The 25,008-nt window shown below is 72.6% G+C and carries 22 protein-coding genes and 1 riboswitch; of the genes, 11 read left to right on the forward strand and 11 right to left on the reverse strand.

Annotated features, from left to right (window positions below; all coding sequences use genetic code 11):
• Nucleotides 1-49 precede the first annotated feature (49 nt).
• The 4 genes from N2041_RS08635 to N2041_RS08650 are packed head-to-tail and all read left to right on the forward strand — an operon-like array spanning nt 50 to nt 4,046.
• On the forward strand, nt 50-1,468 hold the full coding sequence (locus N2041_RS08635) for an O-antigen ligase family protein (protein WP_297677821.1): 1,419 nt from the start codon (nt 50-52) through the stop codon (nt 1,466-1,468).
• A 36-nt stretch (nt 1,469-1,504) separates the two neighbouring features.
• Nucleotides 1,505-2,437, forward strand: a complete 933-nt coding sequence (gene cofD, locus N2041_RS08640; protein WP_297677823.1) for a 2-phospho-L-lactate transferase — start codon at nt 1,505-1,507, stop codon at nt 2,435-2,437.
• The gene (cofC, locus tag N2041_RS08645) at nt 2,434-3,093 is read left to right on the forward strand and encodes a 2-phospho-L-lactate guanylyltransferase (RefSeq protein ID WP_297677825.1); all 660 of its coding nucleotides are present in this window, start codon (nt 2,434-2,436) and stop codon (nt 3,091-3,093) included. Before cofD ends, cofC begins: the two co-directional genes overlap by 4 nt.
• Entirely contained in the window at nt 3,090-4,046 is a 957-nt protein-coding gene (locus N2041_RS08650) for an ABC transporter substrate-binding protein (RefSeq protein ID WP_297677827.1), read from the forward strand. The genes cofC and N2041_RS08650 overlap by 4 nt, the downstream gene beginning before the upstream one ends.
• Here N2041_RS08650 and N2041_RS08655 read toward each other — a convergent pair.
• The 4 genes from N2041_RS08655 to N2041_RS08670 all read right to left on the reverse strand — a co-directional run bounded on the left by N2041_RS08655 (nt 4,043) and on the right by N2041_RS08670 (nt 8,247).
• A complete protein-coding gene (locus N2041_RS08655; protein ID WP_297677829.1) occupies nt 4,043-5,203 on the reverse strand; it encodes a phosphotransferase in 1,161 nt (386 codons plus the stop codon). The genes N2041_RS08650 and N2041_RS08655 overlap by 4 nt on opposite strands.
• Before the next feature lie 89 nt (nt 5,204-5,292).
• Complete coding sequence (locus N2041_RS08660; protein ID WP_297677831.1) at nt 5,293-5,787, reverse strand: hypothetical protein; 495 nt, start codon at nt 5,785-5,787, stop codon at nt 5,293-5,295.
• Nucleotides 5,788-5,830: 43 nt separating this feature from the next.
• Nucleotides 5,831-7,165, reverse strand: a complete 1,335-nt coding sequence (locus tag N2041_RS08665; protein WP_297677832.1) for a tetratricopeptide repeat protein — start codon at nt 7,163-7,165, stop codon at nt 5,831-5,833.
• A 59-nt stretch (nt 7,166-7,224) separates the two neighbouring features.
• On the reverse strand, nt 7,225-8,247 hold the full coding sequence (locus N2041_RS08670; protein ID WP_297677834.1) for a hypothetical protein: 1,023 nt from the start codon (nt 8,245-8,247) through the stop codon (nt 7,225-7,227).
• A gap of 424 nt (nt 8,248-8,671) precedes the next feature.
• Here N2041_RS08670 and ileS point away from each other — a divergent pair, with 424 nt between their 5' ends.
• Together ileS and N2041_RS08680 are read left to right on the forward strand one after the other, a co-directional pair.
• Nucleotides 8,672-11,920 carry an isoleucine--tRNA ligase gene (ileS, locus tag N2041_RS08675; RefSeq protein ID WP_297677836.1) on the forward strand — a complete coding sequence of 1,083 codons (3,249 nt, stop codon included), beginning with the start codon at nt 8,672-8,674 and terminating at the stop codon, nt 11,918-11,920.
• Nucleotides 11,921-11,984: 64 nt separating this feature from the next.
• Nucleotides 11,985-12,120: riboswitch (cyclic di-AMP (ydaO/yuaA leader) on the forward strand.
• On the forward strand, nt 12,107-13,531 hold the full coding sequence (locus tag N2041_RS08680) for an MFS transporter (protein WP_297677838.1): 1,425 nt from the start codon (nt 12,107-12,109) through the stop codon (nt 13,529-13,531). Its footprint overlaps the riboswitch before it by 14 nt.
• Here N2041_RS08680 and N2041_RS08685 read toward each other — a convergent pair.
• Both N2041_RS08685 and N2041_RS08690 read right to left on the reverse strand, forming a co-directional pair.
• Nucleotides 13,517-15,421, reverse strand: coding sequence for a cation:proton antiporter (locus N2041_RS08685; protein WP_297677840.1), 1,905 nt, complete (start codon nt 15,419-15,421; stop codon nt 13,517-13,519). The genes N2041_RS08680 and N2041_RS08685 overlap by 15 nt on opposite strands.
• Nucleotides 15,322-16,155: an alpha/beta hydrolase gene (locus N2041_RS08690; protein ID WP_297677842.1), complete on the reverse strand. Its 834-nt coding sequence runs from the start codon at nt 16,153-16,155 to the stop codon at nt 15,322-15,324. Before N2041_RS08690 ends, N2041_RS08685 begins: the two co-directional genes overlap by 100 nt.
• A gap of 111 nt (nt 16,156-16,266) precedes the next feature.
• Between N2041_RS08690 and N2041_RS08695 the strand changes: the two genes are divergently transcribed.
• The 4 genes from N2041_RS08695 (at nt 16,267) to N2041_RS08710 (ending at nt 19,726) form a co-directional block, all read left to right on the forward strand.
• Complete coding sequence (locus N2041_RS08695; protein ID WP_297677844.1) at nt 16,267-17,706, forward strand: CoA-binding protein; 1,440 nt, start codon at nt 16,267-16,269, stop codon at nt 17,704-17,706.
• A complete protein-coding gene (locus N2041_RS08700) occupies nt 17,693-18,493 on the forward strand; it encodes a methyltransferase domain-containing protein (RefSeq protein WP_297677846.1) in 801 nt (266 codons plus the stop codon). Before N2041_RS08695 ends, N2041_RS08700 begins: the two co-directional genes overlap by 14 nt.
• 83 nt (nt 18,494-18,576) lie before the next feature.
• Nucleotides 18,577-19,296: a hypothetical protein gene (locus N2041_RS08705; RefSeq protein ID WP_297677848.1), complete on the forward strand. Its 720-nt coding sequence runs from the start codon at nt 18,577-18,579 to the stop codon at nt 19,294-19,296.
• On the forward strand, nt 19,280-19,726 hold the full coding sequence (locus tag N2041_RS08710; RefSeq protein WP_297677850.1) for a CoA-binding protein: 447 nt from the start codon (nt 19,280-19,282) through the stop codon (nt 19,724-19,726). Before N2041_RS08705 ends, N2041_RS08710 begins: the two co-directional genes overlap by 17 nt.
• 87 nt (nt 19,727-19,813) lie before the next feature.
• Here N2041_RS08710 and N2041_RS08715 read toward each other — a convergent pair whose 3' ends face one another.
• The gene (locus N2041_RS08715; protein WP_297677852.1) at nt 19,814-20,989 is read right to left on the reverse strand and encodes a thiolase family protein; all 1,176 of its coding nucleotides are present in this window, start codon (nt 20,987-20,989) and stop codon (nt 19,814-19,816) included.
• Between the two features lie 201 nt (nt 20,990-21,190).
• Between N2041_RS08715 and N2041_RS08720 the strand changes: the two genes are divergently transcribed.
• Nucleotides 21,191-21,484 carry a hypothetical protein gene (locus N2041_RS08720; protein ID WP_297677854.1) on the forward strand — a complete coding sequence of 98 codons (294 nt, stop codon included), beginning with the start codon at nt 21,191-21,193 and terminating at the stop codon, nt 21,482-21,484.
• 31 nt (nt 21,485-21,515) lie between these two features.
• Here N2041_RS08720 and radC read toward each other — a convergent pair whose 3' ends face one another.
• From radC to N2041_RS08740, 4 genes are all read right to left on the reverse strand, one after another.
• A complete protein-coding gene (radC, locus tag N2041_RS08725; protein ID WP_297677855.1) occupies nt 21,516-22,232 on the reverse strand; it encodes a DNA repair protein RadC in 717 nt (238 codons plus the stop codon).
• 20 nt (nt 22,233-22,252) lie between these two features.
• Nucleotides 22,253-23,320: a trypsin-like serine protease gene (locus tag N2041_RS08730; protein WP_297677857.1), complete on the reverse strand. Its 1,068-nt coding sequence runs from the start codon at nt 23,318-23,320 to the stop codon at nt 22,253-22,255.
• 97 nt (nt 23,321-23,417) lie between these two features.
• Nucleotides 23,418-24,548, reverse strand: a complete 1,131-nt coding sequence (locus N2041_RS08735) for a hypothetical protein (RefSeq protein WP_297677858.1) — start codon at nt 24,546-24,548, stop codon at nt 23,418-23,420.
• Between the two features lie 91 nt (nt 24,549-24,639).
• The coding region (locus N2041_RS08740) for a hypothetical protein (protein ID WP_297677860.1) at nt 24,640-25,008 on the reverse strand (369 nt) is incomplete at its 5' end.

A 25,008-nucleotide genomic window follows, 5' to 3' on the forward strand; every position in this document is an offset into this window, starting at 1 on the left:
GGTTCGCCCGGTTTCCGGGGTCAATCGTGAGAACGTTCACGAGGTTTCCGTGCCCCATCTCGACCTCGCGCTCGTGGTCTTCGTGCAGGCGGCCCTCCTCGCCGCGGTCATCATCCTCCGCGAGCCGAAGCTGCTCATCCCGGCCGTCGTCATCGGCCTCCCGTTCGAATACCTGCAGACCGAAACGGTCGGCATGCTCGGCGAAAGCGGCGTGGGCGGCGCCATCCGCGCGATGCTGAACCCGGGCAAGGCCGCGATGGCCGCCACCATCGTCGTCGCTGCCTGGCGCGCCCGCTACGAGCCCCGGCGCCTCTTCCCCCGCTCCGGCGTGCTCCTCGGCGCGCTCGTCATCGTCGCCATCTCCATCCTCGGCCTCGGCTGGTCCGATGTGCAGCGGCCGAACAACGCGACGCTCATCCTCCTCATGTACGTGGCCTTCCTGTTCGCCGCGCCGTCGCTCATCGAAGACCGGCGCGACCTCGAGCGGATCATGGCGGCCTTCTTCCTCGCAGCGATCGGGCTCTCCGTGCTGGCCGTCGCGCAGCGCGTCCTCGGCGTCTTCCAGTGGCGCGCCGTCCTCGTCCAGTCCGATGCGTACAGCTATCGTTCGAACGCCACCTTCGCGGACCCGAACAACCTCGCGCGCTTCCTCGCCATCACGATGGCGCTGGCGGCGGCGGCCATCCTCGCCCTGGGGCCGCGCCGGCTCACGGTCTACCTGGCGGTGCCCGCGCTCATCCTTTCGGCGCCGGCGCTCATCGCGACCGCCTCCCGCTCCGGCTGGCTCGGCATGCTGATGGCCTGCTTCCTCGTCGTGGTGCTGGCGCCCGTTCCGCGCTACACGAAGCTGCGCATCAACGCGGCCGCCTTCGGCACGCTCGGCGCGCTCCTCCTCCTCCTGCTCATCCAGGGCGGCTCCGATGCGGCCCGGGTGCGCTCGCTCGCCCACGGCGTCGATGCGGTGCTCGGCGTCCGCCAGTTCCTCATCCGCGCCGGCTGGGAGATGTTCAAGGACAATCCGCTGTTCGGCGTCGGCACCGGCGGCTACCAGAACGCCCTCCTGCTCGTCTACAACTGGGTGATGCCCTACTGGGCGAAGACGTCGCTCTCCCACACCTCCTTCATCAGCATCCTCGCGGAGTGGGGCCTGCTCGGCGTCGCCGCCTTCGGATTCTTCGCGGCCCGGGTGGGCGCCGCCTGCGCGCGCGTCTACCGCGCGGCCCGCGGCCCGTGGCAGCGGATGCTCGGGGGCTGGCTCATCGCCGCCTTCATCGAAATCCTCTTCCAGTCGCAGTCCGAAGGCCGGCTGTTCGAAGAGCCGTACCTCTGGGTGCTGCTGGCGCTCCTCGCCGCGCTCGAAATGGGGGCCGCCGCCCGCGAGCCTGCGCCGGCCCCGGCACCGGCCGCCGCCGGGAGCGCGCCGGCTTCCCCCGCTGCGCCGCCCGCACCGGCCGGCGCGCCGGCCTGATCGCTCCCCGCGCGGCCGGGCGGTAGCATGAGCGCGATGTACACCGTGCTCGCCGGCGGCGTCGGCGCTTCGCGCTTCCTGCAGGGGCTGGCGATGGCCGTCCCCCCGCGCGACATCACCGTCATCTCCAACACCGGCGACGACCTCGAATTCGCCGGCCTCCACGTTTCGCCCGATACCGACATCGTCATCTACGCGCTCGCCGGCGCGGTGAACCCGGAGACCGGCTGGGGCCTCGCCGGCGACACCTTCGCCGTCGTCGAAGCCCTCCAGCGGTTCGGCTACGAGCGCTGGTTCAACCTCGGTGATCGCGACCTCGCGACGGCGCTCCACCGCACCCGCCTCCTCCGCGAAGGCTGGCCGATGCACCGCGTCGCGGCCGACCTCGCCCGCGCGTGGGGCCTCGAGTGCCGCATCCTGCCGATGAGCGATGAGCCCGTGCGCACCATCGTCCTCGGCCCGGGCGGCGAGCTCCCCTTCCAGGAGTACATGGTCCGCCTCCGCGCGGAGCCGGAGGTGCAGGGCTTCCGCTTCGCCGGCGCGGAAGCGGCCCGTCCGGCCCCCGGCGTCCTCGAGGCGGTCCGCGAAGCCCGCGCCGTCATCCTCGCGCCGAGCAACCCGTTCGTCAGCATCGGCCCGATCCTCGCTGTGCCGGGCATCCGCGAGGCGCTGGCGGAGACGCGGGCAGTCCGGGCCGCCATCAGCCCGGTCATCGCCGGCCAGGTGGTCAAAGGCCCCGCCGGCAGGATGCTCGCCGCCCTCGGCCACGAGGTTTCGGCCCTCGGCGTGGCGCGGCTCTACGCCGGGCTCATCGACCTCTTCGTGCTCGATACGGCCGACGCCGCCCTCGCGCCGGCGGTGGAGGCGCTCGGCATGCGCGCGCTCGTCACCGAGACGCTGATGACGACGCCGGAGCGGAAGCGCGAGCTGGCGGCGGCGGTGCTCGCAGCCCTGGAGGGTGCCCGGTGAGCCTGCCCGTCCTCATCCCCGTCAACCGGCTCGACCGGGCGAAGGGCCGCCTCGCGCCGCTCCTCACGGAAGCCGAGCGCGAGGAGCTGTCGCTCATCACGCTGGAGACCGTCGCCCATGCCGCCGGCGCCGCGGCCGTCATCCTCACGGCCGACCCGCGCGTGCGCGAGCGGATGGCCGGCCGCTACCGCGTGCTCGAGGAAGACCCGGCCGCCGAGGGCCTGAACGCCCAGCTCGAGGCGGCCATCGCCCGCCTCCGGGCCGACGGCACGGTCGCCGACCGCCTCCTCATCCTCCACGCCGACCTCCCGCTCGTCCGCGCCTGGACCATCGAGACGCTCGACGCCGAAGACCCCGGCCCGGGGAGCGCCGTCCTCGTCCGCAGCGCCGACGGCGGCACGAACGCGATGCTGCTCCACCCGCCGGGGCGCTTCCCGCTCGCCTACGGCCCGGGCAGCTTCGAACGGCACGCCGCCGCCGCCCGCGCCGCCGGGATGCAGGTCATCGAAAGCGACAACCGCGAGCTGAAGCTCGACCTCGATACGCCCGCCGACGTGGCCGAGCTGCTCCGCACCGCCCGCGGCCAGCAGACGGCCGCCGGCCACTACCTGCTCGCCATCGGCGCCGACCGGCGGCTGGCGGAGGCCCGCGCGTGAGGGTCGCGCTCGCCGCGCTGGCCGCCCTGCTGCTCGCGGCCGGCGCCGCCTGCGGCTCCGAACGGCAGACCGCGCCGCCCCGTCCGACGCCCACGCCCACGCTCGAAGGCGCCCGGCCCGCCGGCGAACGGACCGTCACCGATATGGCCGGCCGCGAAGTCCACCTCCCGGCGCGCATCGAACGGGTCGTCGTCACCGCGCCGGCCGCCGCCGACTACGCCCGCGCGCTCGGCCTGCAGGTCATCGGCCAGCCCTCCGACATCCCCGCGGCGGAGGGCGCCCGGCCGGTCGGCTCGACGCTAAACCCCGATTTCCCCGCCATCGCCGCGCTCGCGCCGGACCTCGTCATCGGCGACGCCGCCGTGCAGGGCGCGCGCATCCCGGATTTCGACCGCTTCACGGTGCCGGTTTACCTCGTGAAGGCGGCCGACTACCTGGCGATCCTCGACGCCGTCGAGCGGCTCGGCGAGGCCGTCGGCCGGCAGGAGGAGGCAGCGGCCCTCCGCGCCGACCTCGAAGGGCGGGTGGTGGCGGCCGCGCTCGCCGCGCGCGAGCGCCGGGCCGCGCAGGGCGGCCTCCGCGTCCTCGTCCTCACCGGCGCGGGGCGCGACGTCTTCGCGGCCGGCCCGGCGACCTACATCGGCAACCTGCTCAGCATGCTCGGCGCCGAAAACGCGCTCGCGAACCCGCCCGAGGGCGGCCCGCTGCCCGGCTTCGGCGTCATCGACCCCGGCGCGGCGGCCCTGCTCGCGCCCGATGTCGTCCTCGTCCTGCCCGCCGGCGACGGCGGCCTCGATACGCTCATCCGCACGGACCCGGCATGGGCCGCGGCCCCCGCGGTGCGGAGCGGCCGCGTCTACGCCATCGACCGGATGCTCTTCCTCCGCGCGCCGGGGCCGCGCGTCGCCGAGGCGATCGAGACGCTGCTCGGCCTCCTCTGGCCGGCGCGCTAACCCTGCGCCTGCGCGGCCGCCATCGCCTCGAGGATGAGCGGGTGCGGCCGCTCCTCCAGCGTATCCAGCACCTCGTACGCGCGCAGGTCGTGGATCGCCGAGAGCGAGCGCCGGAGCATCGCCTTCGCCAGCTCGACGCCCCGGTCGTTGGCGAGGTCGATCGACCCGGCGGACACCACCGGGTAGGTGAGGCACCACATCACCGTCATCCGGTAGTCCTCCCAGCACTGCTCCCACGGGTACTCGCGCACGCCGTGCTCCACGAGCGTCTCGTGGTACGCCCGCACGATGTCGCGTTCGTGCGCCTTCCGCACGGCGGGGTCGACCGATTGGCTCATGAAATAGCCGATGTCGTACGGCCCGCGCGCCTTCACGGCGATCTGCCAGTCGACGAGCGTGAGCGGCGCATCGCCCTCCGGGCTGCCCCAGAAGACGTTGTCGAGCCGGAGGTCGCCGTGGCAGAGCGTCTCGGGCGCGCCGGAGAAGCGGTCCTGCATCGGGTTCATCCGGTGCATGTAGCGCAGCACCATCTCGCGCTCGAAGTCGGTCAGCTCGCCGCCGAAGTTCTGGAGGAACGGCTCGACCGCCTGGGCGAAGGCGACGGCCGCCATCAGGTTCACCGGGTCGTTCCCGCGCGGGACCCAGTCGAGCGCCTCGAGCTCCGGCGAATTCCACCAGCGGGCGTGGAGCCGGCCGATTTCCCGGACGAGGGTGTAGCACTCCTCGGCGCTGGCGCCGGCCACCTGGTCGCCGAGGCGGAGCCCGCCGAGGTCCTCCATGAGGATGACGTACTGCACCGTCTCCGGGTCGCCGGCGGCGTAGTAGGCGCGGGCGCTGCGCACACCGATCCGGTCGGCGAGCTCGTCATAGATGCGCCGTTCTTTCTCATAGAAGCCGAGCATGTGGGCGACGCCGCGCCCGCCGGGGTCGGCCGTCGGGATCTTGGCGATGAGCGTCGCCGGCGCGCCGGGCTCCTCCCGGTCGTAGACGAGGGTGATGCGGGCGAGCTCGCCGAGGATGCCGACCCCGGCGCCGATGCGCTCGCGCGGGGCCTCGACGACGCGCGCCTCGCGGAGGTGGCCCCGCTCCCGCAGCGCGGCGGTGAGCCACTCCGGCGTGACGTCGTCCATCGTGGCGGGAATGGAAAGGCTGGTCATTCAGCAAACCCCCCGGGCGAACAGATTCGAGGAATCTAGCACCCGGGGGGCTTCGGAGCGATGCGCGCGCTTGCGCTGTTAACCTGCCGCTACATCAGCGGCGGCGGCGCCTTCGGCGGGTCGCGCCGCTCGACGACGAGCAGCGTGACGATCGCCGCCACCACCGTCACGCCGAGGCTGATGCCGCCGAGGATCGCGACGGTGTCGCGCGTCCGCCGGCTCACCTGGTCGATATCGCCGAGGAAGACGGAGACGGTGAAGATGGCCGTCAGCCCGAGGAAGGCGGCTGCCGGGGCGAGCGCCTCCCACTTGCCGCGCTGCGCGAGGTAGCCGAACGCGAGCCCGGCGATCGCGAAGAAGGGGATGAACGAGACGAGCCACTCGCGGTGGTTGTCCCACGAATCCCGCAGCTCGAACATCGCCACGGTGAAGAGGAGGGCGAAGACGGCGCCGAAGCCGTAGCCCCAGAAGCGGGCGGCGATGTCTTTCCACGTGACGGCCGGGCCTTTCGGCCGCGTCGCGCGGTCGTGGATGAACTCGGATTTCTGCGGTTCGAACGGAGCAGGGAGGGAGAAATCGGCCATCGTGGGCCGATTGTGGCCGGGAACGCCGGCTTCCGGCAAGCGCTCAGGCGCTGAGGGCAGCCTGCCGCGCGGTGATCGCTTCGAGCCAGCGCCGGTCGCGGCCGTTCGGCCGGCGGTCCAGCCGCTCTTCGAGGATCGCCCGCGCCTGCTCCAACCGGCCCGCCCGCGCGCAGGCCTCGATGAGTGTCTCCTCGAAGACGTCGCGCTGGGCGTGGCTGCCGCCGAGCCGGATGAACTCCGGCCGCGCGAGCTGGAAGAGGTTCGCTGCCCGGCTCCAGTCGCCGTGGGCGAAGGCGAGGTACGCCTCGCCGAGCGTCACCAGCATCGGGCCGGCGTTCAGCTTGCCGCCGGCGGCGCGGTCGCGCAGCTGGCCGACGAGCGTGGCGAGCCGGGCCGTGTCGTTCGCGGCGCACCACGCGATGAGGCAGTGCACATCGGCCCAGGTGATCCCGGCGCGGGGGAAGTTTTCCGCCGCATACGCGGCCACCTCGCCCCACGGCAGCTCCTCCGCCGGCCGCTCGGTGAGCGTGCACCGCCAGAGCAGCGAGGCCGCATCGGCGATCGTGCCGAGCGGCGGCGAGGTCGCCACCGTCGGCCGGATAACGCGGTCGTAGAGGTCCAGCACCCGGTCGAAATTCCCCGCCGCGAGCTCGAAGAGGGCGAGGTGCCAGTGGTTGTGGACGTAGAGCTGGTGGGCCGGGTCGTAGCCGATGAGCCACTCGCGCAGGAAGCCGGCCCCGCCCTCGGCGTCGCCGGTTTCGTAGGCGATGTGGGCGACGGTGTGGGAGGCGTGGCCGTTGCGCGGGTTGCCCGCGAGCGAGCGCTCGACCGCCTGCCGCGCTTCGTCGTGGCGGAACAGCTCGTTGTAGGCGAAGGCGAGCTGCGAGAGGAACCACCAGTCGTCGCCGTAGGCCGGGGCGAGCGGTTCGAGCAGGGCGAGCTGCTCGTCGTTCCGCTCGAGCCGGCCGCTGAAGCCGATGAGGCCGTAGACGCCCGTCGCCTGCGAGAGCACGAAGGCATCGCGCGGGAACTCGGCGATGTGCGCGCGGAGCTTCTCGAGGGCGGTGCGGCTGTCGCCCGCGATGGCGGCGGCGATGCATTCGACGTGCTGGCGTTCGCGCCGGGTGGCGCCGCCGACCACCTGCTGGGCCCGCGCCGCCGCCTCCCGCGCCTCCAGCGGGCGGGCGCGGAACTGGAGCATCCGCGCCTCGGCGATGTGGGCGAGGGCGAAGCCCGGGTCCTCCTGCCGCGCCTCGCGGAAACAGTCTTCGGCCTCGGCCTCGGCGGCGAGGGCGTGGTCGAGCCCGCGGCAGTAGGCCTCGGCGGCGTTCGCAGAGGTCGTCGACAGCGGCAACCCGTACCGGTCGGTGAACGGCATGGCATCCCCCCGGGGCGGCGTGCGCGCATTCTAGGCCAGCGGCGCGCCGGCCGCGCGGGTCAGGTGCCGCCGCCGCTCCCCTTCGGTACGGGGAAGAGCGCCCAGAGCCCGTTGTGGTCGCTGGCGTAGAGCAGCCGGCCGTCGGCCAGCCGCGCGGGCCGGTCGGCGAGCGGCCCTGCCACGGACGCGCTCCAGCCGGCGGAGAAGATGAACGACGTCCGCGCCGTGGGCGGCGGCTGCTCGCCGATGACGGCGGGCCGGCAGCAGGTGGCCGGGTTCGTCACCGCCAGCGGGTCCTCGAAGCCGAGCGCGCGGATCGCCTCGTAGGCGGGCGAGCCGGGCGGGTCGGAGAGGTCGGCGAGGATGATCGCCGGGCCGCCGCCGCGCTGCGCCTGCACGAACTCCGCGAACGATTCGGCCTGCTGCCCGCGGAGCCGCTCGCTGCCCCCCGTGAGGTGGGTGATGAAGGCATCGATGGTCGGCAGGGCGGGCGGCCCCTTGATCCGGACGTGGAGCGCGGCCCGCCCCTCCGTCTCGCTCGTGCGGGGATTCAGCCACGTCGGCGTCGCGCCCTGCACCACCCAGCGGTCGCTCCGGACGAGGACGAGTTCGCCTTCTTCGAAGCCGATCTGCTTCGCCAGCTCCCGGTTCTGGGCCTCCGTCCGGCCGGTGAACCACGGGTTCGCCTGCACGAAGAGCGGCTCCATCTTCAGCTCGGCGGCGAGCTTCGCCACGGCCGAGCCGTGGGTCGCCGTCCACGTCGCTTCGCTGAAGCCGGCGAGGTCCGGCCGGTAGCTCCGCAGCTCCTCGGCCACCAGCTTCAGCCGGTCTTCGAACGTGTCGCCGGCGGTGGTGTCGTTGGCGTCGGTCGCGATGGGGCTCATCAGGTTCAGGTAGGCGACCCGGAACTCGGTCGGCTCGGGCGTGGGCTCCGGCGTCGGCACCGGCTTCGTCGGCGTCGGCTCCGGGGTTTCGACCGGCCGGGCGTAGCTGTCGCTCGGCGGCTTCGAGGAGCAGGCGGCGGCGAGGCTCCCCGCCGAGAGCGCGCCGAGGCCGATGAGGAAGCGCCGCCGGCTCAGCATTGACATTCCCCCGCGGGCGCTGCTGTAGTGAACCGTACCGGCGATGACGGAGACGAGTAGCGCCGCATCGGCCGTCCAGCGAGCCCCGCGCGGTGGAAGGGGGCACGGCACGGCAGCGCGAAGATCCCTCCCGAGCCCCCGGCCGAACGGCGCCGCGCGCGCCCAGTAGACCCGGGCGGAGGCCCACCGTTAGCAGGGGCAGGGGCGTGACAGCGCCCCACGAGGGCCCGCCGCGAGGCGGGAACCAGGGTGGTACCGCGGGCGCGCGCGCCCGTCCCTGGAGCGGGGGCAGGCGCGCGCTGTCGTGTCCGGGCCTCCGTGCGCGCAACCATCTCTCGCCGAAGGGTACGATACCGCGGCCCTCCGCGGCCTTCGCCCATCGCGCCCGCCGGCGTCAATGCTGCTTTCCGCACCGGAGGCCACCGTGTTCCGACCCGTCGACCCGAAGGTCAGCTTCCCCGCCCTCGAAGAGCGCATCCTCCAGTTCTGGAAAGAACAGCGCATCTTCGAAAAGAGCATCGAGCAGCGCCCCGAAGACAACCTCTTCGTCTTCTACGAAGGCCCGCCCACGGCCAACGCCCGGCCCGGCATCCACCACGTCCTCTCCCGCGTCTTCAAAGACCTCGTCCCCCGGTACCGCACGATGCGCGGCTACCGCGTGCCCCGCAAAGGCGGCTGGGATACCCACGGCCTGCCCGTCGAGCTCGAAATCGAAAAAGAGCTCGGCCTCAAATCGAAGCCCGAGATCGAGGCCTACGGCATCGCCGCCTTCAACGAAAAGTGCAAGGAGTCCGTCTCCCGCTACGTCGAAGAGTGGACCCGCCTGAGCGAGCGCATCGCCTTCTGGGCCGATTACGACCACCCGTACGTCACCTACGACAACGGCTACATCGAAACCTGCTGGTGGATCTTCAAGCAGCTCTGGGATGCCGGGCTGGTCTACCAGGACTACCGCTCCACGCCCCACTGCCCGCGCTGCGGCACCAGCCTCTCCGACCACGAAGTCGCCCTCGGCTACCAGGATGATGTGCCGGACCCGTCCGTCTTCGTGAAGTTCCGCATCCCGGGCGATGCCCTCGCCGCGGCCGGCTACCGCGCGCCCGGGCCGCTCGCCCTCGTCGCCTGGACGACGACGCCGTGGACGCTCCCGGGGAATGTCGCCCTCGCCGTCAAGGCCGATGCCGAGTACGGCGTGTACGAACTGGAGGGCGAGGCGGTCATCCTCGCCGCGGCGCTCGCGCCGAAGGTCCTCGGCGGCGAACCGCAGCCAGCCGCCCGCCTCCGCGGCGAGCAGCTCGTCGGCCTCGCCTACGAACCGCTCTACCGCCCCGAGGCGCTCGGCCACCCGGTGATGCGCTTCGGCGACGACGGCCGCCTTCGGCCCCTCGCGCCCGGCGAATCGACCGACGGCCTCCGGCGCGTCATCGCCGCCGACTACGTCTCGCTGGAGGACGGCTCCGGCATCGTCCACATCGCCCCGGCGTTCGGCGGCGAGGACTTCGAGGAGGGCAAGCAGTACCGGCTGCTGTTCGCGCAGCCGATCGACCTCCGCGGCATCATGGCCGAGGGGCTGCCCGGCGCCGGCACGTTCGCCAAGCAGGCCGACCGCGAGGTCGAGCGCGACCTCGAAGAGCGCGGGCTGCTGCTGAAGAAGGGCACCATCCGGCACACCTATCCCTTCTGCTGGCGCTGCGGCACGCCGCTCCTCTACTACGCCAAACCGAGCTGGTACCTCCGCACCACGGCCCTCCGCGGGCAGCTGCTCGCCGGCAACGAGCGGATCAACTGGTATCCCGAGCACATCAAGCACGGCCGCTTCGGCAACTGGCTCGCGAACAACATCGACTGGGCCGTCAGCCGCGAACGGTACTGGGGCACGCCGCTCCCCTTCTGGCGCTGCGAGGCCTGCGGCGAAGCCGCCTGCATCGGCTCGAAGGCCGAGCTCATCGAGCGCGCCGAGGACCGCGCCGCCGCCGAAGCGCTCGACGACCTCCACCGGCCGTACGTCGATGCCGTCACCATCCGCTGCGCGGCCTGCGGCGGCACCGCCCGGCGCGTCCCCGAAGTCGCCGACGCGTGGTTCGACAGCGGCGCGATGCCGTATGCCCAGTGGCACTTCCCCTTCGAACACGAGGCGGAGTTCCGCCGCCACTTCCCGGCCGATTTCATCTGCGAGGCGATCGACCAGACGCGCGGCTGGTTCTACACCCTCCACGCCGAGGCCACCCTGCTGAAGGCCGCCGGCGCCATCCCGGATGGCATCGCCTACAAGAACGTCATCTGCCTCGGCCACATCAACGACGAAAAAGGCAACAAGATGTCGAAGAGCCGGGGCAACACCGTCGACCCGTGGACGGTGATCGAGAAGCACGGCGCCGATGCGACCCGCTGGTACATGTACGCCGCCAGCCCCGCCGGCATGCCCCGCCGCTTCAGCGCCGGCCTCGTGGAGGAGGGCCTCCGGCGCTTCCTCCTCACCCTCTGGAACACCTACAGCTTCTTCGTCAGCTACGCCAACATCGACGGCTTCCGGCCCTCCGGCGGCCGGTTCGAACCGGCGGCCGAGATCGACAGGTGGCTGCTGAGCGAGCTGAACGCCCTCGTCGCGAAGGTCACCGCCGAGCTCGAGGAGTACGACCCGACGGACGCCGCCCGCGCCATCGAAGCCTTCGTCGACGACCTTTCGAACTGGTACGTGCGCCGCTCCCGCCGCCGCTTCTGGCGGGGCGCTGCCGAAGGCGACGCCGACAAGCAGAGCGCCTACGAAACGCTCTACGCGGCGCTCGTGACGCTCGCGAAGCTGCTCGCGCCGTTCACCCCGTTCGTCGCCGAGGAGCTCTGGCAGAACCTCGTCCGCTCCGTCGACCCCGCCGCGCCGGAGAGCGTCCACCTCGCCGCATGGCCGGAGGCCGACGCCAGCCGCATCGACGACCGGCTGAACGCCGAGACCCAGCTCATCAAGCGGCTCTGCTCGCTCGGCCGGGCCGCCCGCGCGAAGGCCAGCATCAAGGTCCGCCAGCCTGTCGCCGAAGTCGTCGTGAAGCTGCGCGATGCCGCCGAGGCTGCCGTCGTCGAACGGAACCGCCACCTCGTCCTCGAAGAACTGAACGCGAAGGCGCTCCGCCTCATCGACGACGAGACCGAGGTGGTGGCCTACGACGTGAAGCCGAACCTCCCCGTCCTCGGCCCGAAGCACGGCCAGGCGGTCGGCGCCATCCGGCAGGGGCTCGCCGCGCTCGACCCGGCGGAGGTGGCCGCCGCCGTCCGCCGTGGGCGCGGCCTCACGGTGGCCGGCATCGAGCTCGAGCCCGGCGACATCCTGCTGCAGGCGCAGGACCGGGAGGGCTACGCCGCCGCGCAGGAGGCCGGCTACACCGTCGCCGTGACGACCGCCATCACGCCCGAACTCGCCGACGAGGGGCTCGCCCGCGAAATCGTCCGCCGGCTGCAGGACCTCCGCCGCGAGGCCGGCTTCGAGCTGGCCGACCGCATCCGCGCGTGGGTCGCCGGCGACGCCGAGGTGGAGCGGGTGGTCGCCAGCCACGCCGCCTACATCAGCGGGGAGACGCTAGCCATCGAACTCACCGCCGGCGAGCCGCCGGCCGGCGCCGTCCGCGCCGAGGAAGACCTCGACGGCAGCCGCACGGTCTTCGGCGTCCAGCGCGTGAGCTGAGCGCCCGGCGCGGTCGTTCGCTGCACGTTAACGGTCTGCACACGAAACGCTCACGCGTGCCGTATAGTGTGCGAAGCCGAATCCCCGCGCACGCGGGGAGCGGGGGACCCAACCACTCGGGGTGAATCGCGCGCGAGCGCGTAGGCAACTCCCAATGCCGAACCCGGCAGCTAACCTCGCAGGCTCTTGGGAGAGACGCGGCACCTGAAAGCCCGGTCTCTCGACGAACCCGGCGGCCCGCCTCCCGGCGGCGCCGCCACCGAGATCGTCTCCGGGGGAACACGGGTGTCCGCCGCCGCGCCGTCGCTCCGCTTCGAACGCACGCTCACCTACGCCGCGCGCTTCACCGCGCAAGCGTCCCAGAACATCTGGCTGGCTGCGCTCTTCCTCGTCGCGGGCACCAGTTCGAAGCCCGCGCTCGACCTTTCGAGCCTCTTCATCGCGATGCTCATCCCGTCCATCGTGCTCGGGCTGCCGGGCGGCTCGCTCGCCGACCGGCTCGGGCCGGGGCGGGGCTACGCCGCGGGGGCGCTGCTCCGGCTGCTCCCCGTGGCGGCCGGCATCTGGTGGCTCGATGGCGGCACCAGCGCGTGGGTGCTCGCCTTCCTCTACTCCACCGGTTCGCAGGTCTTCACCCCGGCCGAACTCGCCCTCGTGCGCCCCCTGCAGGATGCGCACGTCGGCCGGGTGCACTCGTGGTTCGCCGCGCTCCAGTACGCGGGGCAGGGCGCTGGCATGCTCGTGCTCGCCCCCGCGCTCTACTTCCTTGGCGGTCCCACGGCCATGGTCATCGGCGCCGCAGTCGGTTTGTCCCTCCTCTTTCTCCTGACCGTGGTGCTGGCCGTGCGTGTCGCTCCGCTGGCGCGGGCGTTTGCCGCTGGCAGCGCCCGCGCCGCGCTCTCCTTCGGCGCGACGATGCGGTTCTTCGGCCGCGAATCGATCGCCCGCTACGCCGTCATCGCCCTCGGCCTCAAGATGGTCGTCTCCAAGGGCATCGTCGTCGCGCTCCCGTTCTACCTCGAGCGCGACCTCGGCCTCGGCTGGGAGGCGATCGCCTACCTGTTCGTGCCGGGCATCCTCGGCGTCCTCGCCGGGCTCTGGTGGTGCAGCCGCGAACTCACCCTCGCCCGCGCCCACGAGGTGCTGCGCCTCTCGCTCCTCGGGCTCGTCGCCGCGCTCGCCGCGCTGGCGGCGCTCGATTACGGCATCACGGCGGTCGCCCAGTACAGCCACATCCCGCCCGTCGCCCGGCTCGAAGCGGAGATGAACACCACCTTCGCGGTCGCCATCCCGGTCGCCTTCCTGCTCGGCGCGTCGCTCTCTGGCCTGCTCATCGCCGGCCGCGTCGCCCTCACCGAGACGGCCCCGCCGGGCCAGCACGGCCGCGTCTTCGCCGTGCAGCTCACCATCACGGAGACGGCGATTTCGCTGCCGCTCCTCGCCCTCGGCATCGGGACCACCTACGCCGGCGCGCGGGTCACGCTCGCAGGGATGGCGCTCCTCGTGGCCGGCTTCCTCCTGCTCGCCGAACTCGACCGCGCCCGCTCGCTGTTCGCCCGGCGGCCGGCGCTCGAACCGGAGGCCGCGCCCTCGCCCTCAGCCGGCGCGTGACCGCATCCGGGCGAGGATCGCCGCGACCGCCGGCTCGCCGACGCGGAACGCCTTCAGCGTGTGGCGGCTCATCTCCAGCGCCAGCTCCAGCTCGCCCAGCACCGCCTCGTCCGCGCCGTGCTCTTCGAGGAACGCCCGCTCGCCTTCGCTGTGCGTCCGCACCACGATGTCGATGGCCGGGTTCGCGCCCCGGGCGAAGGTGACGATCCGCCGCGCGCTCAGCGGGTCCGGGATGGCGACGACGAGCGCCCGCGCGGTGCGGATGCCGGCCCGCTCCAGCAGCACCGGGTTCGAGGCGCTGCCCTGGAAGACCGTCACGCCCTCGCGCCGGAGCGCCGCCACCGTCTCGGCGTCCTGCTCGATGACGACGACGGGGATCGCCTGGTCGCGGATGGCGCGGTGGACGACGCGGCCCACCCGGCCGTAGCCGGCGAGGATGGCGTGGTTCGCGAGGCCCGGGTCCGGCGCCTCGCCGGCGGGCCGGGCGCGGCCGCGCAGCCGCCGGTCCAGCGCCCGCCCGAGGGGGTCCGCGGTGGTCAGCACCGCGGGCGAAAGCACCATCGAGGCCGCGGCGGCCGCCAGCATCACCCCGAACAGCTCGCTCGAAATCGCCCCGGTATCGGTCCCGAGCCGGGCCAGCAGGAAGCTGAACTCCGCCGATTGCGCCAGCACCGCGCCCGTCAGCACCGCCGTCCGCCCCGGGTAGCGGAAGGCGAGCGTGATGCCGACCGAAAGCCACCCCTTGAGCACCACGATGGCCGCCACCGACAGCAGCAGGAGCGCCGGCTCGTCCAGCAGCACCCGCGGGTCGATGAGCATCCCGACCGAGACGAAGAACAGCCCCGCGAAGATGTCGCGCAGCGGGTTCAGCTGCCCCAGCACCTCGTGCGAGAGGTCGGACCGGTTGACGAGGATGCCGCCGACGAACGCGCCGAGCGCGATCGAGACGCCGAACAGCTGCGCCAGCAGCGAAATGCCGAGCGCGACCACCACCGCCGAGAGGGTGAACACTTCCGTGCTGCCCAGCCGGGCGACGAGGTCGAAGAAGCGCGGCAGCAGCACGAAGCCGGCCGGGATGACCAGCGCGAGGTAGAGCACCGCCAGCCCTACCGCCCGCAGGAGGTCGCCCGCGAGCGAGGCCGTGCTGCCGTCCTCCGCCAGCACCGTGAGGACGACGACGAGGATGATGGTGCTGAAGTCCTGCACGGTGGACCACGCCAGCGCCACCCGCGCGTGGAGCGACTCGATTTCGCCGCGGTCGGCGAGCACCTTCGAGAGCACCGTGCTGGAGGAGTTCGAAACCACCGCGCCGAGGAAGAGCGCCGGCAGCCAGTCGAGCCCGGCGAGCATGCCGAGGCCCGTGACGGCTGCGAGCGTGATGATGACCTGCGCGCCGCCGCCGAGCAGCGCGACCCCGCCCACCCGCCGCACATCGCGGAAGGAGAGCTGCAGGCCGATGGCGAACATCAGCAGGACGACGCCGATATCGGCGAGGTCCTCCACCGTCGGGATGTCGGCCACGAAGCCGGGCGTGTGCGGCCCGATCGCCATCCCGGCCACGAGGTAGCCGAGGATGACCGACTGCCGCAGCAGGCTCGCGCCGAGCGCGCCGATGCCGGCAGCCGCGAGGGCGGCAGCGAGGGTGACGTAGAGACCGCTGTCGTCCAGGACGGCAACTCCTCGGGGATGGATGCGGGGGCAGGGGGAGCGGGGGCGCGCTCGAGGGAAGCGCCCTTCCAGTATACACGCCGCTCGAACGGATGCTCCTGATTTCCCAAAACGTCGTTCGCCTAATCCTCGGCGAGGAACGGCGCGACCGCCGCGATGAAGCCCAGCGGCCGCTCGAGCGGGATCGAATGGCCGGCGCCGGGCACCGTCACCAGCCGGCAATCCGGGATCGTCGCCGCCATCCGCTCCGCCACCTCCGGCGCGAGCACGTCGCTCCGCTCGCCGCGCACCAGCAGCGTCGGCGCCTGGATGCGGGCCAGCTCTCGCCACGAGGCCTCCGGGTCGGGCCGGCTGATCGGCCGGCTCCCGTCCCGGTACGCGCGGTCGTAGCGGAAGGTCCACGTCCCGTCCTCCAGCCGCAGCAGGTTGTGGAGCGTCCGGTGGCGCGCCTCCGCCGGGTCGGCGTTCGGGTTCGCTGCGAGCGCCCGTTCGACGGCCTCCTCCGGCGTCGCGAAGACGTCCGGCGCGCGCACGCCCGCCTGGATGCGGGCCGCGCCGGCGCCGTGGACCTCCGGCCCGATGTCGACGATGACGAGCCGCTCGAGCCCCTCCGGGTAGCGCGCGGCGTAGCGGTAGGCGTTCCGGCCGCCCATCGAGAGACCGAGGAGCGCGAACCGCTCGAGGCCGAGGCAGCGGACGAAGGCGCGCACGTCCTCCACCATCGCATCGGCGGACGCGTCGTCGCTCCACGCGCTCTCGCCGTGGCCCCGCTGGTCGAGCGCGTAGACGTGCCAGCCCGGCTGCATCGCCGCCGCGAACGTATCCCACGAGCGGCTGTGGCCCGTGAAGCCGTGGAGGAGCACGAGCGGCGGCTTGCCCGGGCTCGGCCATTCGCGGTAGTGGAAGCGGAGCCCCCGGAGGAGCGCGTACTGGTCGATGGGCGGCGGCAGCGGCATGGACGGTTCGAACCCCCGTTCGTCGAGGAGATGTGCGGCAGGTGGTCCGGACTCTACCCCGCCCGCAGCCCGTTGCAACCCCGCAAGCCGGCCCTCCCGTACAATCCCCGCGTGAGCCGCTTCGACCGCACACCCGACCTCGACCTCCTCTTCCGCCCCCGCGCCGTCGCCGTCGCCGGCGCTTCGACGAACGTCGACAGCCCCGGCCACGACTACCTCGAAGCGATCAAGCGGCAGGGCTTCGCCGGCCCGATCTACCCCATCAACCCGAAGGCCGACGAAGTCGCCGGGCTGAAGGCCTACCCGGCCCTCCGCGAGGTGCCCGGGCAGGTCGACCTCGTCATCTCCTGCGTGCCCGCTCCCGCCGTGCCCGACCTCGTCGAGCAGTGCGGCGAGAAGGGCGTGCGGTTCCTCCACCTCTTCACCGGCCGCTTCAGCGAGACCGGCGATGCGGAGGCGGCCCGGCTCGAACAGCAGATCGCCCGCCGCGCGGCAGAGCTCGGCGTCCGCATCCTCGGCCCGAACGGCATGGGCCTCTACCACCCGGCGGGCGGCCTCTCCTTCCGGCCGGACCTCCCGGCGGACCGCGGCGGCGCCGCCTTCCTCAGCCAGTCCGGCAACAACGCCGTCGAAGTCGTCACCCGCGGCAACGCGCGCGGCCTCGCCTTCGGCAAGGTGGTGAACTACGGCAACGGCCTCGATATCACGCCGGGCGAACTCCTCCGCTACCTCGCCGACGACCCGGAGACGGCCGTCATCGGCGCCTACGTCGAGGGCGTGCCGGACGGCCGCGGCTTCTTCGAAGGGCTCCGCGCGGCGGCCGCCCGGAAGCCGGTCATCATCCACAAGGCGGGCCGGACGCGCGCCGGCGCCCGCTCCGCCGCTTCCCACACCGCCGCCCTCGCCGGGCAGGCCGAACTCTGGAGCACCGTCCTCCGCCAGGCCGGCGCCATCGAAGCCCGCAACCAGGAGCAGCTGCTCGACCTCATGGTCGGGGCCGCTCTCCTCGGCGCGCCGGCCGGGCGCCGCATCGCCATCGTCGGCGGCGGCGGGGGCCGCTCCGTCCAGTCGGCCGATGCCGCCGAGGAGAACGGCTTCGAGGTCGTGCCCCTCCCGGGTGCCGTCCGCGAACGGGTCCGCGAGCGCGCCCCGATGCTCGCCGACTGGGTCGGCAACCCGGTCGACCAGTCGATCCTCGCCGGCTCCGGCCTCTCCTCGAACGGCCTGCTCGAACTGATGCTCGACGGCGACCACTACGACCTCGCCATCGCCAACGTCGGCGAGGACTGGTTCTTCGGCCGGCCTGATGCCGCCGAGCGGCTGAAGCACGCCTGCGGCCGGCTCGCCGCCATCGCCGCCGGCAGCGCGAAGCCGGTCGCCGTCGTCCTCGGCCCAACCGAGACCCGCAACCGGGAGCACCGCGCCCTCGTCGACGAGGTGCGCGACGACTTCGTCGCGAAGGGCATCGCCGTCTTCCCCAGCGTGGAGCGCGCGGCCTTCGCCCTCGGCCGCCTCGCGGCCTGGAAGGAACAGCGCGATGCCGGCAGATGACCTCGCAATCCGCGCCCACTACAGCGGCGACCGGCTCGCCGAGCGGATCCTCGAGGCGCTCGCGGCCGCGGGGGCCGAACCCTCGCCGCAGGCGCTCGCCCCGGCCGACCAGTTCCATTCGTACGGCCACCGCGCCACGCGCGACCTCGCGGCGGCGGCCGGCCTCCAGCCCGGCGAGCGGGTGCTCGACCTCGGCTGCGGGCTCGGCGGGCCGGCGCGGATGCTGGCCGCCGAGGCAGGCTGCCGGGTCACCGGCATCGACCTCACGCCCGAATTCATCCGCTCGGCGCGCATCCTCGCCGAGGCCTGCGGGCTCGCGGACCTGTGCGAGTTCGTCGAAGGCACCTGCCTCGCGCTCCCGTTCGACGATGCGAGCTTCGACGCCGTCGTCACCCAGCACGTCGTGATGAACATCGCCGACCGGGCGCGGTTCTGGGCCGAGGCGTTCCGCGTGCTCCGGCCCGGCGGCCGGTTCGCCTGCTTCGACATCATCCGGGGGCCGAACCCGGCGCCGCTCGCCTACCCGCTGCCGTGGGCGCGCGAGCCGGCGATCAGCCACCTGCTGGATGAGGCGGCGACGCAGCAGGGCCTCGAAGCGGCCGGCTTCCGCATCGAGCGGTGGGAGGTCGTGCCGCCGCCGCCCCCGGCCGCCTTCCCGCCGGGGCGGCCGCTCTCGCTCGCCCTCACCGCCGGGCCCGATTTCCCCGACCGGGTGCGGAACGCCGAGGTCGCCCTCGCCGACGGCCGGCTCAACCTCCTCCTCGCCGTCCTCCGGAAGCCGGCCTAGCGCCCCCGGGCCCGGCGGGCGCAAGGGGGCTGCCCCCGCCCCCGATTGACCGCCCACGCCCCGCGGCCTGACGATCGATCACGATGGTCACCAACCTGCCCGGCCACGTCGTCGACCGGCGCCGCGACGGCAAGCAGACGGTGCTGCTCCACCGCTCCATGGCCGTCATCGGCGACGACCGGATCGAAATCAAGAGCGCCCGCGGCACCATCATCCTCCCGCTCCTCGGCCTCCTCCTCTCCTTCGCCGCCGGCTGGTTCATGGTCGACCGCGGCCCGGCCCTCCCGTTCTGGCTGCTCGTCGGCCTGCTCCTGCTTCTCATCATCCTCGTGCCCGTCTCCGTCATGGGCCTCGTCGGCGCGCTCGTCGGCGCCGATGTCGTCGTCGACCGCCGCAAGGGCTCGGCCACCTGGCAGCAGGGCTACCTCGGCATGGGCATCGGCACGAAGGAGCTCGTCCCCTTCGCCAAGATCGACCACCTCGAGGTCTGCATCGAAGGCGACCAGCCGGACCGCTGGCACGACCTGCCGGACGACCTCCGCCAGTTCTCGCTCGTCCTCGTGAAGAAGAGCGGCAAGCGGCTCACCATCTGCAACGTGCCCGTGCCCGCCTACGGCCAGGAGGACGGCATGGACCGCACCCTTGCCGTCGGCCAGGCGATCGCCGCCATGACGGGCGCCCGCATCGACCTGCCCGAGGGCTGGGAGCTGGTCGAAATCGATACCGACACCGGCCAGCCCATCGAACGAACCGCCGGCGAACGCGCCGGTTCGAGGAGGAAACCCCGTGGCAAGCACCGCTGACCAGGCCGCCATCGATGCCCTGATGAGCGCGGCCACCATCGCCGTCGTCGGCCTCGACAGCCGCGAAGACCGGCCCGCCTACCGCGTCGCGAAGTACCTGAAGGAGGCCGGCTACCGCATCATCCCCGTCCACCGCGGCCGCTTCCCCGCCGATGAAATCCTCGGCGAAACGGCCTACGCCTCCCTCCGCGACGTCCCCGGCCCGGTCGATGTCGTCGACGTCTTCGTCCGCCCGGCCGATACCGACGAGGTGATCGACGAGGCGATCGCGGCGGGTGCGAAGTGCGTCTGGCTGCAGGAAGGCATCACGAATGACGCGGGCATCGAACGCGCCCGGGCCGCCGGCCTCGCCGCCATCCAGGACCGCTGCGCGAAGGTGGTGCACAGCCAGGAGGCGCCGAAGCGCGCAGGCGGCCAGGCCGCGGGGTAGCCATCTCCCGCTCGGCGAACGAACGGCAAACGAAACGGGGGCAGCCAGCCGGCTGCCCCCGCTGCGCGTTCCCACCGGAACGGGCGGTTAGCTCACCCGCTCGAAGATCGTCGCGATGCCCTGGCCGCCGCCGATGCAGAGGCTGACGATGCCGTAGCGGCCGCCCGTCCGCTCCAGCTCGTACATCAGCTTCACGGTCAGGATGGCGCCGGTCGCGCCGATCGGGTGGCCGAGCGCGATTGCGCCGCCGTTCGGGTTCACCTTCTCCGGGTCGAGGCAGAGCTCGCTCGCGCAGGCGCAGGAGACGCTGGCGAACGCCTCGTTCAGCTCGATGCAGTCGATCTGGTCGAGCGTCATCTGGGCCTTCTCGAGCACCTTCCGGATGGCCGGGATGGGGCCGCTGCCCATGATCGCCGGGTCGACGCCGGCCTCGGCGCGGGCGACGATGCGGAGCCGCGGCGTCGCGCCCAGCTCCTTCGCCTTGCTCGCGCTCATGAGGACGAGCGCGGCGGCGCCGTCGTTGATGCCGCTGGCGTTGCCGGCCGTCACCACGCCGCCCTCCTTGAAGGCGGGCCGCAGCTTGGCGAGCGCTTCGACGGTCGTCGCGCGCGGGTGCTCGTCGGTGTCGAAGACCTTCTCTTCCTTGCCGACGCGGATGGTGATCGGCGCGATCTGCTCCTTGAAGCGGCCGGCTTCGATGGCGGCGATGGCGCGCCGCTGGCTCTCGGCGGCGAAGGCATCCTGCGCCTCGCGGCTCACTTCGAACCGCTCGGCCAGGTTCTCCGCCGTGATCCCCATGTGGTAGCCCTTGAAGGGGTCGCTCAGCATGTGGATGATGCCGTCTTCGATGCTGTCGTGGCCGAGCCGGTAGCCGGTCCGCGCCTTCCGCAGGTAGAACGGCATCCGCGTCATGTTCTCCGCGCCGCCGGCGACCACGACCTGCGCGTCGCCGCTCTGGATGAGGCGGGAGGCGGTGTTGATCGCTTCGAGGCCGGAGCCGCAGATCCGGTTCACGTTCATCGCCGGCGTGCCGATCGGCAGGCCCGCCTTCACCGTGGCGTGGCGGGAGAGGTAAGCATCCTCGGCGACCTGCCCGACGATGCCCATGACGACGTGGTCGACGGCATCGGGTTCGATGCCGGCCCGGTTCACCGCCTCGCGGATGACATGGGCGCCGAGGTCCGAGGCCGGGACATCGGCCAGCGAACCCTGGAACCGGCCGATGGCGGTGCGCACACCGCTGGTGATGACGACATCTTCCATGTGTGAAATCCCTTCGAAAATCCCGGGTGCGTGGAGTGCCGGGGCCCGCGGAGAAGGGCCCGGGAACACGTTCGCCCCATTGTACGCGCGGCCGACAACCCTGTGCCAGTGGATAGCAGGCTCCCCACCGATAGCCCCGGGCTATGGGTCGGAAGCGGCAGCCATCGTACCCTGTCGCCGAAACCCCCGAGGAGGCCCCGCGTGAGCGACCCCGACCAGCCCGTGCCCGAGTTCTACGTCGATGCCGTCCAGATCAGCACCGGGGTCTACGGCGTGGCGCTCACCTTCGGCCTCAACCCGCCCCACCCCACGGGCCCCCACGGCGCCGTGCCGAAGGATCTCTGCCACCTCCGCATGAGCCTTGAGCACGCCAAGGTGCTCGCGATGCTCCTCCGCGCCCAGCTCAAGGAGTACGAGCGCGAGAACGGCGAAATCCCGCTGCCGCCCAGCCTCTACACCTCGCTCGGCATCGCCCGGGAGGACTGGGGCTTCTAGCCGCCCCCGGGCCGGCCGGCAGCCCGGCGCGCTACCGTTCGAACGCCAGCCCTTCGCGCCGGAGCGAGACGAAGCCCGCGGCGCCGATGACCACGTGGTCGAGCACGGCGATATCGAGCAGCTCCCCGGCGCGGATCAGTTCGCGGGTGAGGGCGACGTCCTGCGGGCTCGGCCGCGGGTCGCCGGAGGGGTGGTTGTGGGCGAGGATGACGGACGTGGCCTCCAGGACGACCGCCTGCCGGAACGTCTCCGCCGGGCGGATGCTCACGGCGCTCACGCTGCCGCCGTTGACCGGTGCGATGCCGCCGAGCAGCCGCCCCTTCGTATCGAGCGGCAGGGCGTAGAACTCCTCGCGCGTCTTCCCGAGCAGGCGCGGCCCCAGCAGGTCGAAGACCGCCTCCGGCCGGAGGAGCGCCGGCTGGTCGCCGGGGTCGAGCGCGTGCACCCGCCGACCGAGTTCGATGGCGGCGGCCAGCTCGGCCGCCTTCGCCGGGCCGAGCCCGTCGAGCCGCCGCAGCGCGGCCGGGTCGGCCCGGGTGAGGCCGCGCAGCCCGCCGAGCGTCTCGAGCAGCCGCCGGGCGAGGTCGACCACGTTCTCGCCCTTCCGCCCGGTGCGGAGCAGGATGGCGAGCAGCTCGGCATCGGCGAGGACGCCCGGCCCGTGTTCGAGCAGCCGCTCGCGCGGGCGCTCATCGCCCGCCCACTCCCGCATCGTGCGGTAGGGCGCCGCCGGCCGGTCCTCGCTCACCGGGCGCCGGTTCCCGCCGCTCAGTCCCGCGCGAGGAGCGGGATGCGGAGCCGGAAGCCGCCCCCGGGCGGCGTGGCCGGCGGGGTGGGCGTGCGGGTGGGCGTCGCCGTCGCCGTCGGCGTGCGCGTCGGGGTGGCCGTCGGCGTCACCGCCGCGGGCTCCTCCTCCCACTCGAAGCTGCAGCCCATCTCGTCGCAGGCGGTGACGAGGTCGTCCAGCACTTCGCGGTCGATACGGGTCGCTTCGTTGTAGCCGCCCGCGGCGACGCCGCGCACGTGGATGCCGACGATGTAGCCGAGGAGCTGGATGCGGTTCGTCGTGTTCGTCAGCACCACGGCCGAGCCGCTCTGCCCTGGCGCGGTATCGATGTCGTGGTAGAGCGTGAAGCTGCCGACCTCGAGGAAGGCCGGGCGGTAGTGGAACCACATCGTGCCGTCAGGCTTGTCGCCCGGGTAGCCGATGATCGCGGGCTCGATGTCCGGCAGCGAAAGCGTGGCGGTCGAAAGCAGCGCGATCGTCCACCAGCCCGTATCCTGGCCGGGTTCGCTGTCGACGTAGATCATGCCCCAGTCGTACAGCTCGTTGCCGGGGTCGAAGTACCACGGGTCCGGCACCCACCAGCTGGTGGCCCAGTCCCAGCCGAACGGCTCGGCGCTGCCGTTTTTCGCCGGGACGACGCGGATGTCCGCCGTCCAGCCGTCATCGCCGTAGAGGCAGTGCGCGGCCGTGAGGATCGCGTCGGGCGAAATGAAGGTGCCGGTGCAGGAGCCCGTCACGTCGCCGAACTCGTCGTACAGCTCGAGGTAGACGACTGCCGACCAGGGGAAATCCGTCGTGTTGAAGACGCGGATGCGGTTGTCGGTGCCGATGACGGCCGCCGGCCCGGCGCCGGCGTCGGCCGGAGGGGCCGGGACGGCCGGGTAGGTGCCGTCGCTGCGGTAGACCTTGCCGCCGCGCCCGGAGGGCTGCGCCGGCGGTTCGGCGCCCGCGGGAGCGGCGACGCCGGCCTGGCTGGCGGTGAGCAGCACTGCGCCGACGGCGGCGAGCAGGAGGGCGGCGAGGGAGAGGGAAGCAGGGCGGCGCAGCACGCTGGGACGCTCCGCGGAGGGTGTCGCGATGCGGCCGCGGGGGAGGGGGCAGGCCGCGGCACCGCGCGGCCCGCATTCTACCGGGTCGCTGCCGCCCCTAGTCGCGCGCCAGCAGCGGGATGCGGATGGGCACCGGGGAAGGCCGCGGCGTGGGCGTCGGCGGAACCGTCGCCGTCCGGGTCGGCGTCGCCGTCGGCGTCGGCGTGAAGGTCGGCGGCACCGTGCGCGTCGGCGTCGGTGTCGGCGATGGGGTGGCGGTGCGGGTGGGGGTGGGGGTGCCGGGCAGGCCGACGCCCTCCGGGACCGTGAAGGTGAGCAGGATGCACCCGAATGGGCGGCAGTACGTTTCGAGCGCGGACAGCATCGCCCGCGTGAACCGCACCGAGAAGTTCCAGTCGTCGTTGCCAGCGGAGACGACGCTGAAGATGAATCCGAGGTCCCCGGAAATGGCGTAGATGGGCGAACCGCTCTGGCCGTGCCACATATCCATCTTTGTGTAGAGCATCGTCGGCGTGACGATGAACTCCCGCGACGTCGTCCACCACATGCCGACCGGCTTGTCCCCGGGGTAGCCGGCGGTGAAAAGCTCGACTGCGCCGCTCGTGAAGAAGGAATCGGGCGCATCGGCCAGGTAAGGGTAGGGCTCGAGCGCCCGCCCCCACGGCGGGTTATCGACGACGGCGATGCCCCAGTCGAACTCGTCCGGGATGTTAGGGTTCGGCACGCGCGCACCCCGCCCTTCCGCCCAGCCGCGCGGCACGACCATCTTCGCACTGGCGGCCACGCCGAAGGGCCCGTAGGACTCGCCGTTGTACCCGGGGACGATCACCACGCGGTCGTAGAACCGGCCGTTCTCGTAGAGGCAATGAGCTGCGGTCATGAGCACGATTGGGTTGACCATGAAGCCGGTGCAATGCCCCACGTACTGGTTCCCAACGTAGATGCCCACCAGCGCGATCGTCCGAATCAGCGGCAGGTTGGCATTCGCCATCGGGTACCGTTCGTCGGGCGGGAAGACGCCGCGGGCCGCGCTCCCGGTGGCCAGCTCGGCGAAGAACTGGTCGGCCAGAGCCTGGGTCTCAGCGGGGTTCATCGGCGGCGAGGTGTGCTCGATGAGATCGTAACCCCGGTCGGCCGCCGCCCCCGATTCGGACGGGCCCGCGACGGCGAGGGCCGCGACCCCGGCGATCGCGGCGAGGATGAGGAGCAGGGCAGGGGCGCGGCGCACAGCAGCAACTCCAGGCTGAAATGGCGTGCACGATGCGATTTCGGCGCGTCATCCCCTGACGCGCCGGCCCGCCCCATGCAAAAAATTCACACTACCGTCGCTGGATCGGCCCGCCGCCCCCCGCGGGGCCGCCCCGGGCCCCGCCGTCCCCCTCCCCCTCCCCCGCCGGCGGCACGGGCACCACATCGGCCCAGACCAGCACCGCCGAGTGCGGGTAGTAGGTCACCTCCACCCAGTCGCCCTCCCGGATGCCCGCGACCGCGTGGGCATCCGCCCGCAGGATCTGCCGGTCGACGCGCACGTAGTACGTCTTCATCACGAGCGAATCGCGCCGCGACCACATCCGCGTGATGCGCCCCCGCCGCACGCGCGGCTTCGTGAACAGGTCCATGGTCGATTGCACCGCCTGGAACCCGAACAGCAGCGCCAGCAGGCCCAGCACCACCACGAGGAACCACGT

This window comes from Tepidiforma sp., assembly GCF_026419595.1.
GTDB lineage: Bacteria > Chloroflexota > Dehalococcoidia > Tepidiformales > Tepidiformaceae > Tepidiforma.